The following is a 15,211-nucleotide window of genomic DNA, read 5'->3' as shown; positions in this document are numbered from 1 at the left end:
TAGCCGCCGGATACAGCCACAGCGAATCGCGCATCAGCGCGCCGAACGGGGAGCGCTCGAGCAGCGCCGCGCTTTCGGCGAGGAAGCCGCTGCCCTGGGGGCCGTGCTCCATCGGCTCAGCGCAGTTCGACGGTGCGGCCGTCGATGGTGATCCGCTCGGCCCGCATCTCGTCCGCGACCACCCGGCTGGGATAGCCGACCACGGTCACCGGCTTGCCGACCACGAGGTCCTCGCGCGGCAGGCCGCGGCGGTCCATGCGCGACGGCGGCGACAGCACCACCTGCCAAGACTTGCCGTCCTGGGTCAGGGTGATCTGGCCGTGCGGGTTCTGGTAGCTCGCGGTCTCGATCGGCCCCGAGAGCGTGAGCGTGGTGTTGGCGTCGTAGGAGCTCCAGCCGTGATGGGCCAGGGCGGTGGCGGGCACGACTGCCGCCAGCAGGAGAACGGGGAGGGACGCGATCTTGGGCATGAGGCAGCTCCCTGCGAGTCCAGCCCTATGAAGATGTGTCTTCCGCCGGATCAGTAAACCGCAGCGCGTCGCCGGGCCGAAAGATCTCCCGGGCATCCAGGATGTCGACCAGGACGCCAACAAAGGCTGGACGCCCGAGCTCGACACCCAGGACCGTCGCTTGGCCGTGTTCACTCGATACGGTCTGGCCAATGCGAATTCGGCCGCTGAAGCCGTGCTCAAGCAGGAGGATTGTGCCGCGGCCGGTCAACGTGAAGATGTCCCTGATCTGGGCTTCGGCAGGCATGGCGCGCTTCGCTGATGATCGGTTCAGCCTACCACGAAAAAAGCCCCGCCGAAGCGGGGCTCTGCCGGTCGGCGCAGGGAGGCCGGGCTCAGCTCTCTTCGCTGGACACCAGCTGGATGTAGTTCTGCAGCCCCATCTGGCTGATCAGGTACTGCTGCGATTCGAGCCAGTCGATGTGCTCCTCGGTGTCATCCAGGATCTTCAGCAGGATGTCGCGGGAGACGAAGTCGCGCACCGATTCGCAGTGCACCATCGCCTCCTTCACCGTCTTCTGGTTGAAGGTCTCGAGGCCGAGATCCGATTCCAGCATCTCCGGCACGTTCTCGCCGATGCCGAGCTTGCCGAGATCCTGCAGGTTCGGCAGGCCCTCCAGCATCAGGATGCGCTCGATCAGCAGATCGGCGTGCTTCATCTCGCCGATCGATTCCTCATACACCTTCTTGGCCAGGCGCTTGACGTCCCAGTTCTTGAGCATCCGCGCATGCAGGAAATACTGGTTGATCGCGGTCAGCTCGTTCTTCAGCACCGCGTTCAGGTGGGTGAGAACCTTTTTGTCGCCCTGCATCGTCGCCTCGGCCAGTGTTCGTCAATCTCGGAGGCACCTTAGAGTGATTACAGGAATCGGTAAAGTTTTACTTTCTGTGATTGAGAGACACTCGCAGCTTTATTGAAAGTCATTCGCGATCTCTGCTGGCGAGGCGGCGCCGAGCGCCAGCAGCACCAGGCTTTCCGCCGCCAGCGGATAGGTCGCCGCCTCCAGCTTCGGCACGCTCGGCGTGCGCGCCGTGTCGAGCCAGGGATGCCAGGCGCCGAGCGGCGGCAGGGCGAACCCGGTGTCCTCCGGCCCGGGGTTGAACAGCAGCAGCAGCGGCGGCGCCGTCGGCTCGCTCAGCAGCACGCCGAGCACGGATTGGCCGGGGTCGTCCCAATCGGCGCCGGTCATGGGCTGACCGTCCGGCCGCAGCCAGGCGATGTCGGGCAGATCGTCCTTGCCCGGGGCGCCGTGCAGGAAGCGGGGCTGGCGCAGGGCCGGATGCACTCGGCGCAGCGCCACCACCCGGGCGGCGAAGTCGAGGAAGCCGGGATCGGCGTCGGCCCAATCCAGCCAGGTCAGCGGTCCGTCCTGGCAATAGGCGTTGTTGTTGCCCTGCTGGCTGTGGCCCAGCTCGTCGCCGCCCAGCAGCATCGGCACGCCCTGGCTGAACAGCAGCGTGGCCAGCAGATTGCGCCGCCGTCGCAGCCGCCGGGCCAGGATCGCCGGGTCGTCGGTCGGGCCCTCGGCGCCGCAATTGTCGGAGTGGTTGTCGCCGGTGCCGTCGCGGTTGCCCTCGCCATTGGCCTCGTTGTGCTTCTGCGCATAGGAGACGAGGTCGGCCAGGGTAAAGCCGTCATGGGCGGTGATGAAGTTGACGCCGGCCCGGGCGCCGCGGCCGTCATGGTCGAACAGGTCGGCGGAGGCGGACAGGCGCCGCGCCAGCTCCGGCCGCTGGCCCGGATCGCCGCGCCAGATGCGGCGGATGCCGTCGCGGTAATGGTCGTTCCACTCCGACCATCCCGTCGGGAACTGGCCGACGCACCAGCCGCCCGGCCCGATGTCCCAGGGCTCGGCGATCAGCTTGGCCTGCGCCAGCACCGGGTCCTGCGCCACCGCCTGCAGGAAGGGCGCGCTGGAGGTGAAGTCGCACTCCACCCGGGCCAAAGTGGTGGCGAGGTCGAAGCGGAAACCGTCGATATGCGCCGCCTCGACCCACCAGCGCAGGCTGTCCATCACCATCTGCAGCACCCGCGGATGGCCGAGGTCCAGCGCGTTGCCGGTGCCGGTCGGGTTGAACGGCTCGCGCCGGTCATGCGCCGTGTGCTGGTAGTAGGACAGGTTGTCGATGCCGCGGAAGTTCAGGGTCGGGCCGAAGACGTCGCTTTCCGCCGTGTGGTTGTAGACGACGTCGAGGATCACCTCGATGCCGGCCCGGTGCAGCGCCTTGACCGCGTTGCGCAGCGCGTCGAGCGGGGCCAGCGGCCCGGCATAGGCCGGGTGCACGGCGAAGAAGGCGGTGGTGTTGTAGCCCCAGTAGTTCTTCAGGCCGCGTTCGACCAGCGCCCGCTCGTCCAGGAAGGCGTGCACCGGCATCAGCTCGACCGCGGTGATTCCCAGCCGGCGCAGGTGGTCGACCATCACCGGATGGGCCAGCCCGCCCAGCGTGGCGCGCAGCGGCTCCGGCACGCCCGGATGGCGCATGGTCAGGCCGCGCACATGCGCCTCGTAGATCACCGTGTCGGACCAGGGCGTGCGCGGCGCCTCGTCGCCCTCCCATTCATGGGCCGGGTCGATCACCACCGATTTCGGCACGAAGGGGGCGCTGTCGCGCGGATCGAAGGACAGGTCGGACGCCGGGTCGCCGCGGGTGTAGCCATGCACCGAATCATCCCATCGGAAGCCGCCGGCCAGGCCACGGGCATAGGGGTCCAGCAGCAGCTTGTTCGGATTGAAGCGGTGACCGTCCAAGGGCGCGTAGGGGCCGTGGACACGGTAGCCATAGACCGTGCCGGTCCCGACGCCGGGCAGGAAGCCGTGCCAGACCTGGTCGGTGCAGGCCGGCAGGTCGCGGCGCGCGACCTCCTGCCGTCCCTCGGAATCGAACAGGCACAGCTCGACCCGCTCGGCATGGGCGGAGAACAGGGCGAAGTTCACCCCGTCCTCGGTCAGCGTCGCACCGAGCGGCCAGGGGCGGCCGGCCGGAATCCGATCGGGCAGCGGCATTGCGGGGTTCCTTCGATCCTGTCCCGCGGGCAGGATGGGGCGTGCGGGCGGGGGCCGTCCACCGGCCATCGCGCCGCCGCCACCGCCGACACTTTTTCACCAAGTTTCGCCGCTAGGCGTTGCCCAGCCGACCTGCCGAAAGGACCGACCGCGTGACGACCCTCGCCGATCCCGATCACAGCCCGGCCGGGCCGACCGATCCGCATCCCGTTCCCCCGCGCGACGGGGAAGCGCCGCGAATCGCCGTCATCGCCGCGATCATCGTCGCCTTCGTCGCCCTGGTGGCGGCGATCTATCTCGGCGTCGAAAGCCGGAGCGCCGGCCAGTCGCGCGACGGGCTGCAGGCCAAGCTCGAGACGGCGGAGCAGGATCTGGCGGCGCTGAAGCGGGCCGGCGCCGACCGCGACGCGCTGAAGGCCGAATCGGAGAAGCTGCAGGCGCTGCTGCAGCAGGGCCGGGCCGCCCTGGCCGAGGCCAACCAGCGCCGCGACCAGGCGACGCAGGAGGCCGACGCCGCCGCGGCGCGGGTCCAGGCGACGCAGGACCAGGCGAAGGCGGCCGAGTCGCAGCTCGCCGCGAAGCAGGGCGAGATCGCCGATATCAATGGCCAGATCGACCAGCTCCGTTCGCAGGAGGCGGCGCAGCGCGACAGCTACGGCAAGCTCAACGCCGATGCCGCGGCGGTGAACGGTCAGCTGGCGCAGGCGACGGAACAGCTGGGCAAGACCCAGGGCGACCTCGCCACGGCCCGCCAGCAGCTCGCCGACCTGCAGGCCCAGATCGCCCGCACGCAGGAAGAGCTGAAGCGCCAGGCCGAGGCGCCGAAGCCGTAAGGGCAGGGCGACAGTTCTGTCCGGACGACGTAGGCTGGGTACGCGTCCGCGAACCCAGCCCGCATCCCAGGAGGGTGCCATGACCAAGGCCCGCGTGTTCCGGTCGGGCAACGGCCAAGCCGTTCAACTGCCGAAGCAGTTCCGCTTCGAAGGCCGGGACGTCGAGATCTTCCGTCGTGGTGACGAGATCGTGCTGCGCGAGAAGCGGCGCGGCATGGCTCGCGCCTTCGAGTTGTTGGCCGAGCTTCCGACCGGCATCGAAGATCGATACGACCCGCCTCCGCAGGAGAGGGAAGCATAGTTTAGATTATTGGAGCTTCAGCCGGTCGACGACATATCCGTCGATAATCACCGAGACGCTGAATGGAATGTCGAGGGCAACAAACGGCTCGAGCGCGTCAGGCGCCACCTCGAAGCCGGCGCCGCCGTGATTCGAGCGGTAACCGCAGAAGATGTCGATCTGGGCGCGCGCCTTGAGGTCGCGGAGGTAGGCGACATGCGGCGCGATCACCTGCCACAGGGCGCGGAGATGGTCCGACAGGTCGCAGTCTTCCGGCACAGGCGGCTGGAAATGCCACGCCGCATCTTTCGCTGGGGGTGATCCGGGACGACGGCGATCGCCGCGCTTGCGTCGCATCGTCGGCTGGACCCCGAGTGTCCGCGTGATCTCGTCATGCGGCAGATCATCCGCAAAGATGCGCAGGCAAGCCATGAAGGCCTGGTATATCGGCTCGTCATCGGCTTCCGGCACCTCTGCGCTCCCGCTCCGAGGCGTGGACCTTGGCGTTGGCCGCCTCACCCCGCCCATTCGAACAGCACCGTCGCCAGCGGCGGCAGGGTGACCACCAGGGAGCACGGGCGGCCGTGCCAGGGCGAGGCTTCGGCCTCGACCCCGCCGAAATTGCCGATGCCGGAGCCGCCATAGGCCTGGGCGTCGGTGTTCAGCCGCTCGATCCAGCGGCCGCCATGGGGCACGCCGATGCGGTAGCCCTGGCGCGGCACCGGGGTGAAGTTCGACACCGCCAGCACCGGCCGGTCGCCCTCGTCGCCGCGGCGCAGCCAGACCAGGATCGAATCGGCGCTGTTGCTGGCGTCGACCCAGTCGAAGCCCTGCGGCTCGCAGTCATGCACATGCAGCGCCGGCAGCTCGCGGTACAGCCGGTTCAGGTCGCCGATCAGCCGCTGCACCCCGGCGTGGCGCTCGGCGTCCAACAGGTGCCAGTCCAGGCTGCGGTCGTGGCTCCATTCGTTGCGCTGGGCGAACTCGCCGCCCATGAACAGCAGCTTCTTGCCCGGATGGGCCCACATGAAGCCGTAATAGGCCCGAAGATTGGCGAATTGCTGCCAGTCGTCGCCCGGCATCTTGCCCAGGAGCGACCCCTTGCCATGCACAACCTCGTCATGGCTCAGCGGCAGCACGAAATTCTCGCTGAAGGCGTAGAGCAGGCCGAAGGTCAGGTCGGAATGGTGCCAGTGCCGGTGCACCGGGTCCTTCTGCATGTAGCGCAGGGTGTCGTTCATCCACCCCATGTTCCACTTGTAGCCGAAGCCGAGCCCGCCGAGATGGGCCGGGCGCGACACCGCCGGCCAGGCGGTCGATTCCTCGGCCAGGGTGGTCACGCCCTCGTGCCGGCCGAACACCTCGACATTGGTCTGGCGCAGGAACTCCACCGCCTCCAGGTTCTCGCGGCCGCCGAACCGGTTCGGCACCCATTCCCCGGCTTTGCGGCTGTAGTCGAGATACAGCATCGAGGCCACGGCATCGACCCGCAGCCCGTCGACATGGAAGCGGTCGAGCCAGAACAGCGCGTTGCCGAGCAGGAAGTTGCACACCTCGGCCCGGCCGTAATTGTAGATCAGCGTGCCCCAGTCCTGGTGCATGCCCTGGCGCGGGTCGGCGTGCTCGTAGAGCGCGGTGCCGTCGAACCGGGCCAGGCCGTGCTCGTCCTTGGGGAAATGCCCGGGCACCCAGTCCAGCAGCACGCCGAGGCCGGCGCGGTGGCAGCGGTCGACGAAGGCGGCGAAATCCTCCGGCGGGCCGAAGCGGCTGGTCGGGGCGTAAAGGCCGATCGGCTGGTAGCCCCAGGACCCGTCGAACGGGTATTCGCTGACCGGCAGCAGCTCGATATGGGTGAAGCCGAGGCCGGCGGCGTAGGGCACCAGCTGGTCGCCCAGCTCGCGCCAGGACAGCGGCCGGCCGCCTTCCTCCGGCACCCGGCGCCAGGATCCCGGATGCACCTCGTAGATGCTGATCGGCGCGTCGCGCCGCTGTGCCGCCGCGCGGCCGGCCAGCCACTCGGCGTCGTCCCAGCTGGGGTCGGGCAGGCCGTGCACGATCGAGGCGGTCTTCGGCGGATGCTCGGCGCGGAAGGCGAAGGGGTCGGTCTTCAGCGGCAGCAGGTCGCCGTCCGGGCCGCGGATCTCGAACTTGTACGACGCGCCGGGGCCGATTCCGGGCAGGAAGATCTCCCACACGCCGATGCCGGGATGCAGCCGCATGGGATGCAGCCGCCCGTCCCAGTTGTTGAAGTCGCCGACCACGGCGACGCGGCGGGCATTCGGCGCCCACACGGCGAAGACGGTGCCGTCCACCCCGTCCAGCGTCCGCGGATGGGCGCCCAGCCGTTCGTAGAGCTCCAGATGCATGCCCTCGCCGAGCAGGTGGAGGTCGAGCTCGCCGAAGCTGGACGGGAAGCGGTAGGGGTCCTCGATCTCCCACATTCCGCCGGCAGTGCCGTAGTCGACGCGCAGCCGGTAGCGCTGCGGGAAGGGGCGGGCGATGCGGCCGTCGAACACCCCGTCGGCGTGGCGCCGCTCCAGCCGGGCCAGCACCGCGCCGCTGTCCGGGTCGATCGCCTCGACCGCCGCCGCGTCGGGGCGGAGGCAGCGCAGCACCGTGCCGTTGCCGTCTGGATGGGGGCCGAGCACGCCGAACGGGTCGCGGTGGTCGGACGCGACCAGCGCCGCGATATCGGCCGGACCGGTCAGGCTGGTCCGGGCGTCCGGCTCGGCCGAAGGGCGGGAATCGGTTCGCGTCATCGGCATCTCCATCCTCCCGTGATCTTGACCGGTTCCTGCCGGAAACAACAAGGGCGGATCCGGGATGGATCCGCCCTCGCGTCGAGTTCCGGGATAAGACCGGTCAGTTGCCGGAAGGCGGCGTCGCCGGTGCCGGAGTGGCCGCGGGCGGCTGGGTGCCGTCGGCCGGCGGCGTGGCCGGCGTCTCAGCCGGGGCGGCCTGGCCGCTCTCCTGCTTCTGCTTCTCCGCCTCGACCGCCGCCATCTGCGTCTGGATGAAGGTGGCCAGCTTGCCGGAGGCGTCGTCCGCCAGCGCCTTGTCGGTCTGCAGCGCCTGGTGGAAGAAGGCGCTGTAGTAGTTATCGTCGAGGGTGAAGACCAGCGACGCCGCGATCTTCTGCTGGTTCATCGTGCAGCTCAACTCGGCCCGCTTGACAGCGTAGGGGCCTTCGATCGCGGCCGGCTGGTCGCTGCTCTGCCAGTCGGTGCCGCACACCGACTTCATGATCTCGAGATAGCGCTTGGCGAACTGGTCGATCTCGACTGCGTCGCCGCGCGGCTCCTGGTGCAGGCCGCCGACGACCTTGCCGTCGGTGCCGACCTGCCAGGCCTGGTTGATCTGCAGCGGGTCGCGCGGCAGCTTGCGCGGGTCGGCGATGCCGACATCCTTGATCCCGGCGCCGTTCAGGATGTCCTGCAGCGCGCCGACCGGCATGCCGAAGCCCTGGGCGCCGATCAGGGTGCGCGGGTCGCCGCCCCCCTGCTGCTGGCCCTGCTGGCCGCCGGCATTGCCCTGGGCCTGGGCGATCAGCTTGCGCGCGGTCTCGATGCAGTCCCGCAGCCCGCCGAGGGCGGCCCCGGTGCCGGTGAGCGCAAAGGTGAACTCGCCCTTCGGGGTGGTCACGATCGCCTTGCTGCCCTTGGCCAGCAGCTGCATCAGATCGGCGTCCTGCCCGACCGGCAGGACATAGGCGACCGGGGAGACCGGAACGACGTCGAACGGCTTGTCGTAGGTGGCATCGACCCGGATGCGGCCCTTGCCCTTGTCGGCTTCCTTCAGGCCCCAGTTCTGCTTCACGACGGCGACGTTGAGCTGGTAGTTCGGGTTCAGCGTGAACGCCAGGGTCAGCCCGCCATCATAGGCCTTCGACACGTCGCAATGGCTGAACTGCTTGTTGGTCGGGTTGGGGACGGCGCCACCCTTCCAGCCGCCGGCGTCGATGCGGAACTCCTTTGGCATCGGGGCCTGCTGGCCCTGTGGCGCAGCCTGGGCCGGAGCCGGCTGGGCAGGAGCCGCGGGCGCCTCCGCCGGCTTCGCCGGGGGCGATGCCTGCTGCGCGATCGCCGGGACGGCGAACAAGAGCGGGAGCAGCGCCGCGCCGGCGCGGAGGGTCGAAAGATTCATTCCAGGACGCGTCCGTGTGATGTCTCCGGGCGGGTTAGTCTCGAGCCTTTCCCGCAGGGCGGGCCACACTCGTCCAGAGCGGCGCGGCTTGTCAATGCGGGAGAACGAAGCGCAGCGGCCAGGCTCTCACCAGCGCAGATACAGCGCCAGGAACATATAGGCGGCGAACAGCAGCAGCAGCACCCCGGCGACGCGGTCGATCCACAGCAGCGTCCGCGGGGTCAGGCGGCCGCCGGTGGCCGAGACGATGAAGCTCAGCGCCGTGAACCAGGAGGCGGAGCCGACCAGCACCCCGGCGACCAGGATCAAGCCGGAGGCGATGGACAGCGTCTCGGCCAGCCCGACCGCGGTGAAGGCGGTGGCGAAGGTCAGGATCGTCATCGGGTTGCTCAGCGTCAGCAGGAAGGCGGTGGCCACCGCCGTGATCTCACTGCTCTCGGTCCGCCCGGTCTCCGGGTCGCGCTCGATATGGCCGGCATGCAGCAGGGTGCGCACGGCCAGCGCGGCCAGGACGGTGCCGCCGATCAGGTGCAGCGCGTCCTTCAGCGTGATCAGCCAGGCGCTCATCGCCACCATGCCGAAGGCGGCGATCAGGCCGAACAGCCCGTCCGCGAAGGCAGCGCCGATGCCGGTCAGGATGCCGAAGCGGGTGCCGTGGATCAGCGTCCGGCGGATGCACAGGACCCCGATCGGGCCGACCGGCGCGGCAATGGCGATACCGAGCGCGACGCCTTTGGCGAACAGGAAGGGATCGGTCATCACGTATGGGGTGCCGCCGGCCTCGTGTTACGTCGTGTTACAACAGGGCGATCGCGAATGGTGGTTCGCCGGCCCTTCGATTAAACCAATGCGAGAGCGAAACCAACGGGGGCGATTCGGATGGATGCGAAACTCCGCCTCGATGCCATCGGTCGCACCCTGGTGCTGGCGCTGCAGGAAAACGCCCGCGCCAGCTATGCCGAGCTCGGCCGGCTGGTCGGCCTGTCGCCGCCGGCGGTGGCCGAGCGGGTGAAGCGGCTGGAGGATCAGGGGATCATCAAGGGCTTCCGGGCCGAGGTCGACCGCGGCCGGCTCGGCTACGGCCTGTCCGCCTTCGTCCGGCTGCGTTGCCGGGCGGAGGCGTTCCCGGCAGTCGAGGCCTTCGCCCGCACCGTGCCCGAGGTGGTGGAGTGCCACGAGGTCGCGGGCGAGGACGCCTATGTGTTCAAGCTGGTGGCCCGGTCGATCCAGCATCTCGACGAGATCCTGCTGCGCCTCGCCGCCTTCGGCGCCACCACCTCCTCGCTGATCCTGTCCTCGCCGGTCGCCGGCCGGGTGCTGCCGCCGGCGGGGGAGTGACCCTCGGCCGCTTTCCAGTTGCGGTGCGGCATGACTGGGACGCAATGTTGCGCCATGGCCCGACCGCCTCCGAAGGGACGATGTTCGACAAGATCCTGATCGCCAATCGCGGCGAGATCGCCTGCCGCGTCATCCGCACAGCGCGGCGCATGGGCATCAAGACCGTGGCCGTCTACTCCGAGGCCGACGCCGATGCGGTGCATGTCCGCATGGCCGACGAGGCGGTGCCGATCGGCCCGGCGCCTTCGGCCCAGTCCTATCTGGTGATCGACCGCATCGTCGAGGCGTGCCGCGCCACCGGCGCCCAGGCGGTGCACCCCGGCTACGGCTTCCTGTCGGAGAATCCGCGCTTCTGCGCGGCGCTGGAGGCGGCAGGTATCGCCTTCATCGGCCCGGGTGTCCACGCGATCGAGGCGATGGGCGACAAGATCGAATCGAAGAAGCTGGCCCAGGCCGCCGGCGTCTCGACCGTGCCCGGCCATCTGGCGCCGATCGCCGACGAGGAGGAGGCGGTCGAGGTCAGCCGCCGCATCGGCTATCCGGTGATGATCAAGGCTTCGGCCGGTGGCGGCGGCAAGGGCATGCGCGTCGCCGGCAACGATGACGAGGCGCGCGAGGGCTTCCGCTCCGCCCGTAACGAGGCGCGCTCCGCCTTCGGCGACGACCGGATCTTCGCCGAGAAGTTCATCGAGGAGCCGCGCCACATCGAGATCCAGGTGCTGGCCGACAGCCACGGCAACACCGTCTATCTCGGCGAGCGCGAATGCTCGATCCAGCGCCGCCACCAGAAGGTGATCGAGGAGGCGCCGTCGCCCTTCGTCAACGAGGCGATGCGCCGCGCCATGGGGGCGGAGGCCTGCGCCCTGGCCCGGGCGGTCGGCTACCGCTCGGCCGGCACGGTCGAGTTCATCGTCGGCGCCGACCGCTCCTTCTACTTCCTGGAGATGAACACCCGGCTGCAGGTCGAGCATCCGGTGACTGAGGCGGTGACCGGGCTCGACCTGGTCGAGCTGATGATCCGCATCGCCGCCGGCGAGGAGCTGCCGTTCCGGCAGGAGGATGTGCGGCTCGACGGCTGGGCGATCGAGGCTCGGGTCTATGCCGAGGACCCGCTGCGCGGCTTCCTGCCTTCGATCGGCCGGCTGATCCGCTACCGCGCGCCGGAGGAGGGACCCGGGGTCCGGGTCGACACCGGCGTCGACGAGGGCGGCGAGATCTCGATGCATTACGACCCGATGATCGCCAAGCTGGTCGGCATCGGGCCGAACCGGAACGCGGCGATCGCCTCGATCCGCAGCGCTCTGGACGGCTTCGTCATCCGCGGCGTCAGCCACAACATCCCGTTCCTGGCGGCGCTGATGCACCATCCTCGCTTCGTCGAGGGCCGGCTGACCACCCGCTTCATTGCCGAGGAGTTCCCGGACGGCTTTCATGGCACCGCGCCGGCGGGCGAGGCCGCCGACCGCGTCGCCGCTCTCGGCGCCGCCCTGCTGCACCGCCAGGCCGTCCTGCGGGGCGCCGCGGCGGGGGCGCGGGACTGGGTGCTACGTTCCGGCCGACAGAACCGGCCGGTGACGGTGGCGCCGGATGCCGATGGTTGGCGCGTGACGCTCGACGGCCGGTCTTTCGCCATCCAGGGCCATTGGCGGCCGGGCGAGACGCTGTTCGACGGCACGGTGGACGGCGCCCGCATGGTGGCGCAGGTCGACCGCCGCCCGGTGGGGCTGCGCCTGACCCATGCCGGCGGCGAGGCCGACCTGGTTCTGCTGACGCCGCGCGCCGCGGCCCTGACCGAGCTGATGCCGGTCAAGGTGCCGCCCGACATGTCGCGCTTCCTGCTGTCGCCGATGCCGGGCCTGCTGGTCTCGCTCGCGGTCGCCGCCGGCGACCCGGTGCGCGCCGGGCAGGAGCTGGCGGTGGTCGAGGCGATGAAGATGGAGAACATCCTGCGGGCCGAGCGCGACGGCGTGGTCGGCGCCCTGCATGCCAAACCGGGCGACAGCCTGGCGGTCGACCAGAAGATCCTGGAATTCGCAGCGGCCTGAGGGCCGGGAGAGAGCCATGAACCGAGTCATCCGTATCGTCCTGCCGGTGCTGTTGCTGGCGGGCTGCGGCGACGGCTTCACCCCGCCGGACAATCCGGGGCCGCCGCCGCCGATCGCCTCGATCAAGGGCGACGATCTGCATCCGCCGCCGGGCCCGACCGACCCGTTCATGATCCGGGTCGACGACCGGGCGATGGGCGCCTGGGCCGACTATTGCACCCGGATCAAGGACATGGCCGGCCCGAACCGCCCGCCCAGCGCGGAGAAGACGCGAATCGAGGGCGACCTGAAGAAATGCGAGGAGATCTTCGCCCAGTGAAACCCGCTGGCGACGAGGCGGAGGCCCGCACCCGCTGGTTCGCCGACGTCATGGCGGCGCCGGGAGGAAGCCCCGTCGGCGAGCACACCCAGGCGCTGCTGGTCGAGCTCGAGACCGTGTTCGGTGCCGGCGCCTGGGTCGCCACCGTGATCCTGGCGGTCGCGGTGATCGAGGCGCATCTCCGCGAGCAGGCGATCGCGTCCGGCCGGGTCGTCGACCCGTATCTCAACGCTGGGACGTTGTTCGCCGAGGCCGGGCTGGACGAGCGCTTCGACGTGCTGCGCCGGGCCCGCAACCGGGCGCTGCACGTCTCCGACCCGCCGACGCTGACGGTCGACATGCACTGGTTCGAGGCCGAGCGGCTTGAGGCCGAGGCGCGCTTCGCCATCCGCCTGGTCGCCGCCGCGCTCTATGGCGGCGATCTGCCGGAAGAGGAGGAGGCATGAGCGGGGACCGCAAGGCGCTGTCGCTGCGCATCACCGGCCGGGTCCAGGGCGTCGGCTACCGCGCCTGGCTGGCTGGCCAGGCCGAAGCGGCCGGGCTCGACGGCTGGGTCCGCAACCGCCGCGACGGTTCGGTCGAGGCGCTGCTGTCCGGCCCGGCCGAGGCGGTCGACCGGGTGGCCGCCGCCTGCCGGCATGGGCCGGGAATGGCGCTGGTCGACCGGATCCAGGCGACGGAGGCGGAGCCGCCCGACCATCCCGGCTTCGCCCAAGGGCCGACGCTATGACGGAGGCTCCGCGGCTCGGGGTCGGCGCCTTCATCCGCGACGCCGCCGGCCGGCTGCTGCTGGTGCAGCGGCGGCGCGAGCCGGAGGCCGGGCATTGGGGCCTGCCCGGCGGCAAGGTCGATTTCGGCGAGACGATCGAGGCTGCGGTGCTGCGCGAGATCGAGGAGGAGTTGGGCGTGACGCTGCGGCTCGACGGGCTGCTGTGCCTGGTCGACCAGATCGACCGCGCCGCCGGCAGCCATTGGGTGGCTCCGGTCTATCGCGCCGTCATCGCGGCGGGTGATCCGGTCAACCGCGAGCCGGCAGCACTGGCTGCGACCGGCTGGTTCACCCTCGACGCGCTCCCGCAACCGTTGACCCTGGCCACGCGGGTGGCGCTGGAGGCGGCATCGGTTGAGGCCGCGCCCATGCCGCTCAGAACACGAACCGCTGGGGGAACCGGGCGATGACCCGGTCGAGATGCTCCTCGGCGCAGCGCCGGATCTCGTCCGGGTCGTTCGCCGTCCGGTCGGCAATCTTGAAGGACAGATCGCCCGTCGCGACGCTTTCGACGAGCCGCTCGACCAGGGCCTCGTCCTCCTGCGTTCCGTCGAGATTCACGATCAAGCAGCGTTCGACCACGTCGAGGACGACCGATTCGTGCCAGGCGTTGGCGATGCGGGCCATCCCCGCCTTCCCCGTGCAGGCCGCATAGCGCCGCCACGCTTCGGGCACCGCATAGGCCGGTTCCGGCTTGGCCACCGGTCTCAGCCGGACCTTCCCGCGATCCTGCATCACCAGCAATTCGATCAGGTCGGTCACCTCCGCCTCCGCTTCTGCCGGCATCTCGCCGGGAAGGGCGGCCTCGACCGCCGCCATCAGCGACCGGAAATCCAGCGTTCCCGGCCAGGCTGCCGTCAGCGCCGCCGCCGCGGCCTTGAGCGATCGCTGCGGCAGGATCAGGGGGCGGCTGCCCGGCGGGCCATAGGGCCGTGGCGCATCATCCAGCACCGCATCGCCCTGGGGCGGCAGGAAGGCGGCGACATGGAACGCCCGCAGCCGCTCGCCATCGAGGCGGTAGGAGATGTCCCCGGCCCGGTCGGCATGGACCAGAAGGGTCTGGCGGAAGGTCCGGTTGCTGACGAAGTCGAGATACTGCTCGAGCCGGATCTGGCTGTCGCCGCATTCCTTCAGCAGCGGAGCGGCGACGGAGGCGCCGAAATTGGCGACGAACATCGATGACGGCACCGCATCGCCGAGATAGGCCAGCCCGGCCGTCTCCGCTGCCGCGACGAAGGCTCCGAAATAACAGGGCGAGTTGTAGAGCTCGAGGAACTCGTGCTGGAGGTAGGATTCATGGAACGATTTCAGCGTGCCGCTCTGCTCCGCCACGATACGGCCCATCAGGCTGTTGGGATCGGTGACGCCGGAGAGGAAATCGATCATCCCCCGCGCATAGGCGAGCGGCTGTTCCTTGGACTCCGCATGGCGGCCGCGCAGGATCATGGCGTCGCGCACCACTTCCTTCGCCTTCCAGCCGGGATAGCAGTTGTAGCTGATGAAGGCGACACCGTCGGAGGCGAGGTTCTCGCGGCAGACGCGAAGGATCGCCTCCTGCACTTCCGGCGGCACCCAGCTGTAGACGCCATGGCAGATGATGTAGTCGAAGACCCCGAGCGTCGGCGCGATCTCGCCCAGGTCGCCCTGGTGCAGCTCGATGTTGGTCAGCCCGAGCTCGGCGGCGGCCTTCCGCCCCGCGGCGATCTGGACCGGCGACAGGTCGATGCCGACCACGCGGCTCTCCGGATACCGGAGCGCCAGCGGCAGGATGTTGCCGCCGGACGCGCAGCCCAGCTCCAGCACCCGGCTGGTCGCAACCGGTGGCGCCGACAGGCCGAAGAGATGCGCGACCGTCTCGAGATGGTCCGGGGAGGTGGCCGGGAAGGAATGGGAGTCATACGGGACCGTGTCGTAGGCGTCCCGGATCTGATCGATGACGTCGGACATGCGCACTCCGTCGGCTTGAAATC

General features: G+C 69.7%; 17 protein-coding genes. 8 read left to right on the top strand and 9 right to left on the bottom strand.

Going from position 1 to position 15,211, the window contains the following annotated elements; genetic code table 11:
* Positions 1–116 precede the first annotated feature (116 nt).
* The 4 genes from FFK22_RS11535 to glgX all read right to left on the bottom strand — a co-directional run bounded on the left by FFK22_RS11535 (position 117) and on the right by glgX (position 3,514).
* Complete coding sequence (locus FFK22_RS11535) at positions 117–470, bottom strand: DUF6152 family protein (RefSeq protein ID WP_138888469.1); 354 nt, start codon at positions 468–470, stop codon at positions 117–119.
* A 25-nt stretch (positions 471–495) separates the two neighbouring features.
* Positions 496–756, bottom strand: a complete 261-nt coding sequence (locus FFK22_RS11530) for a hypothetical protein (protein ID WP_138888470.1) — start codon at positions 754–756, stop codon at positions 496–498.
* An 88-nt stretch (positions 757–844) separates the two neighbouring features.
* Complete coding sequence (bfr, locus tag FFK22_RS11525; RefSeq protein ID WP_138888471.1) at positions 845–1,321, bottom strand: bacterioferritin; 477 nt, start codon at positions 1,319–1,321, stop codon at positions 845–847.
* A 99-nt stretch (positions 1,322–1,420) separates the two neighbouring features.
* On the bottom strand, positions 1,421–3,514 hold the full coding sequence (gene glgX / locus FFK22_RS11520; protein WP_138888472.1) for a glycogen debranching protein GlgX: 2,094 nt from the start codon (positions 3,512–3,514) through the stop codon (positions 1,421–1,423).
* A gap of 152 nt (positions 3,515–3,666) precedes the next feature.
* Between glgX and FFK22_RS11515 the strand changes: the two genes are divergently transcribed.
* Entirely contained in the window at positions 3,667–4,347 is a 681-nt protein-coding gene (locus tag FFK22_RS11515; RefSeq protein ID WP_138888473.1) for a hypothetical protein, read from the top strand.
* A 79-nt stretch (positions 4,348–4,426) separates the two neighbouring features.
* A complete protein-coding gene (locus FFK22_RS11510; protein ID WP_138888474.1) occupies positions 4,427–4,648 on the top strand; it encodes an antitoxin in 222 nt (73 codons plus the stop codon).
* Between the two features lie 6 nt (positions 4,649–4,654).
* Here FFK22_RS11510 and FFK22_RS11505 read toward each other — a convergent pair whose 3' ends face one another.
* The 4 genes from FFK22_RS11505 to FFK22_RS11490 all read right to left on the bottom strand — a co-directional run bounded on the left by FFK22_RS11505 (position 4,655) and on the right by FFK22_RS11490 (position 9,529).
* A complete protein-coding gene (locus FFK22_RS11505) occupies positions 4,655–5,098 on the bottom strand; it encodes a DUF4279 domain-containing protein (protein ID WP_186002419.1) in 444 nt (147 codons plus the stop codon).
* A 44-nt stretch (positions 5,099–5,142) separates the two neighbouring features.
* Positions 5,143–7,386, bottom strand: a complete 2,244-nt coding sequence (gene glgB / locus FFK22_RS11500; protein WP_221938533.1) for a 1,4-alpha-glucan branching protein GlgB — start codon at positions 7,384–7,386, stop codon at positions 5,143–5,145.
* Between the two features lie 103 nt (positions 7,387–7,489).
* The gene (locus FFK22_RS11495; RefSeq protein WP_138888477.1) at positions 7,490–8,770 is read right to left on the bottom strand and encodes a hypothetical protein; all 1,281 of its coding nucleotides are present in this window, start codon (positions 8,768–8,770) and stop codon (positions 7,490–7,492) included.
* Between the two features lie 126 nt (positions 8,771–8,896).
* On the bottom strand, positions 8,897–9,529 hold the full coding sequence (locus FFK22_RS11490) for a LysE family translocator (protein ID WP_138888478.1): 633 nt from the start codon (positions 9,527–9,529) through the stop codon (positions 8,897–8,899).
* A gap of 120 nt (positions 9,530–9,649) precedes the next feature.
* Here FFK22_RS11490 and FFK22_RS11485 point away from each other — a divergent pair, with 120 nt between their 5' ends.
* From FFK22_RS11485 to FFK22_RS11460, 6 genes are all read left to right on the top strand, one after another.
* Positions 9,650–10,108: an Lrp/AsnC family transcriptional regulator gene (locus FFK22_RS11485; RefSeq protein ID WP_138888479.1), complete on the top strand. Its 459-nt coding sequence runs from the start codon at positions 9,650–9,652 to the stop codon at positions 10,106–10,108.
* Positions 10,109–10,188: 80 nt separating this feature from the next.
* On the top strand, positions 10,189–12,153 hold the full coding sequence (locus tag FFK22_RS11480) for an acetyl/propionyl/methylcrotonyl-CoA carboxylase subunit alpha (protein ID WP_138888480.1): 1,965 nt from the start codon (positions 10,189–10,191) through the stop codon (positions 12,151–12,153).
* 16 nt (positions 12,154–12,169) lie between these two features.
* Positions 12,170–12,472: a hypothetical protein gene (locus FFK22_RS11475; RefSeq protein WP_138888481.1), complete on the top strand. Its 303-nt coding sequence runs from the start codon at positions 12,170–12,172 to the stop codon at positions 12,470–12,472.
* Positions 12,469–12,918, top strand: a complete 450-nt coding sequence (locus FFK22_RS11470) for a hypothetical protein (RefSeq protein WP_138888482.1) — start codon at positions 12,469–12,471, stop codon at positions 12,916–12,918. Before FFK22_RS11475 ends, FFK22_RS11470 begins: the two co-directional genes overlap by 4 nt.
* Entirely contained in the window at positions 12,915–13,202 is a 288-nt protein-coding gene (locus FFK22_RS11465) for an acylphosphatase (RefSeq protein WP_138888483.1), read from the top strand. Before FFK22_RS11470 ends, FFK22_RS11465 begins: the two co-directional genes overlap by 4 nt.
* The gene (locus FFK22_RS11460) at positions 13,199–13,651 is read left to right on the top strand and encodes an NUDIX domain-containing protein (protein ID WP_138888484.1); all 453 of its coding nucleotides are present in this window, start codon (positions 13,199–13,201) and stop codon (positions 13,649–13,651) included. Before FFK22_RS11465 ends, FFK22_RS11460 begins: the two co-directional genes overlap by 4 nt.
* Here FFK22_RS11460 and FFK22_RS11455 read toward each other — a convergent pair.
* A complete protein-coding gene (locus tag FFK22_RS11455; protein WP_186002418.1) occupies positions 13,617–15,188 on the bottom strand; it encodes a methyltransferase regulatory domain-containing protein in 1,572 nt (523 codons plus the stop codon). The genes FFK22_RS11460 and FFK22_RS11455 overlap by 35 nt on opposite strands.
* Between the last annotated feature and the right edge of the window lie 23 nt (positions 15,189–15,211).

Origin of the sequence: Mycobacterium sp. KBS0706 (genome assembly GCF_005938675.2) — a bacterium.
Lineage (GTDB): Bacteria > Pseudomonadota > Alphaproteobacteria > DSM-16000 > Inquilinaceae > Inquilinus.
This window is presented reverse-complemented; position numbering and strand designations above follow the sequence as displayed.

Coding starts and splice junctions, on each gene's coding strand:
- FFK22_RS11535 (WP_138888469.1), bottom strand. CDS start 470: ATGCCCAAGATCGCGTCCCTCCCCGTTCTCCTGCTGGCGGCAGTCGTG.
- FFK22_RS11530 (WP_138888470.1), bottom strand. CDS start 756: ATGCCTGCCGAAGCCCAGATCAGGGACATCTTCACGTTGACCGGCCGC.
- bfr (WP_138888471.1), bottom strand. CDS start 1,321: ATGCAGGGCGACAAAAAGGTTCTCACCCACCTGAACGCGGTGCTGAAG.
- glgX (WP_138888472.1), bottom strand. CDS start 3,514: ATGCCGCTGCCCGATCGGATTCCGGCCGGCCGCCCCTGGCCGCTCGGT.
- FFK22_RS11510 (WP_138888474.1), top strand. CDS start 4,427: ATGACCAAGGCCCGCGTGTTCCGGTCGGGCAACGGCCAAGCCGTTCAA.
- glgB (WP_221938533.1), bottom strand. CDS start 7,386: ATGACGCGAACCGATTCCCGCCCTTCGGCCGAGCCGGACGCCCGGACC.
- FFK22_RS11495 (WP_138888477.1), bottom strand. CDS start 8,770: ATGAATCTTTCGACCCTCCGCGCCGGCGCGGCGCTGCTCCCGCTCTTG.
- FFK22_RS11490 (WP_138888478.1), bottom strand. CDS start 9,529: ATGACCGATCCCTTCCTGTTCGCCAAAGGCGTCGCGCTCGGTATCGCC.
- FFK22_RS11485 (WP_138888479.1), top strand. CDS start 9,650: ATGGATGCGAAACTCCGCCTCGATGCCATCGGTCGCACCCTGGTGCTG.
- FFK22_RS11480 (WP_138888480.1), top strand. CDS start 10,189: ATGTTCGACAAGATCCTGATCGCCAATCGCGGCGAGATCGCCTGCCGC.
- FFK22_RS11475 (WP_138888481.1), top strand. CDS start 12,170: ATGAACCGAGTCATCCGTATCGTCCTGCCGGTGCTGTTGCTGGCGGGC.
- FFK22_RS11465 (WP_138888483.1), top strand. CDS start 12,915: ATGAGCGGGGACCGCAAGGCGCTGTCGCTGCGCATCACCGGCCGGGTC.
- FFK22_RS11460 (WP_138888484.1), top strand. CDS start 13,199: ATGACGGAGGCTCCGCGGCTCGGGGTCGGCGCCTTCATCCGCGACGCC.
- FFK22_RS11455 (WP_186002418.1), bottom strand. CDS start 15,188: ATGTCCGACGTCATCGATCAGATCCGGGACGCCTACGACACGGTCCCG.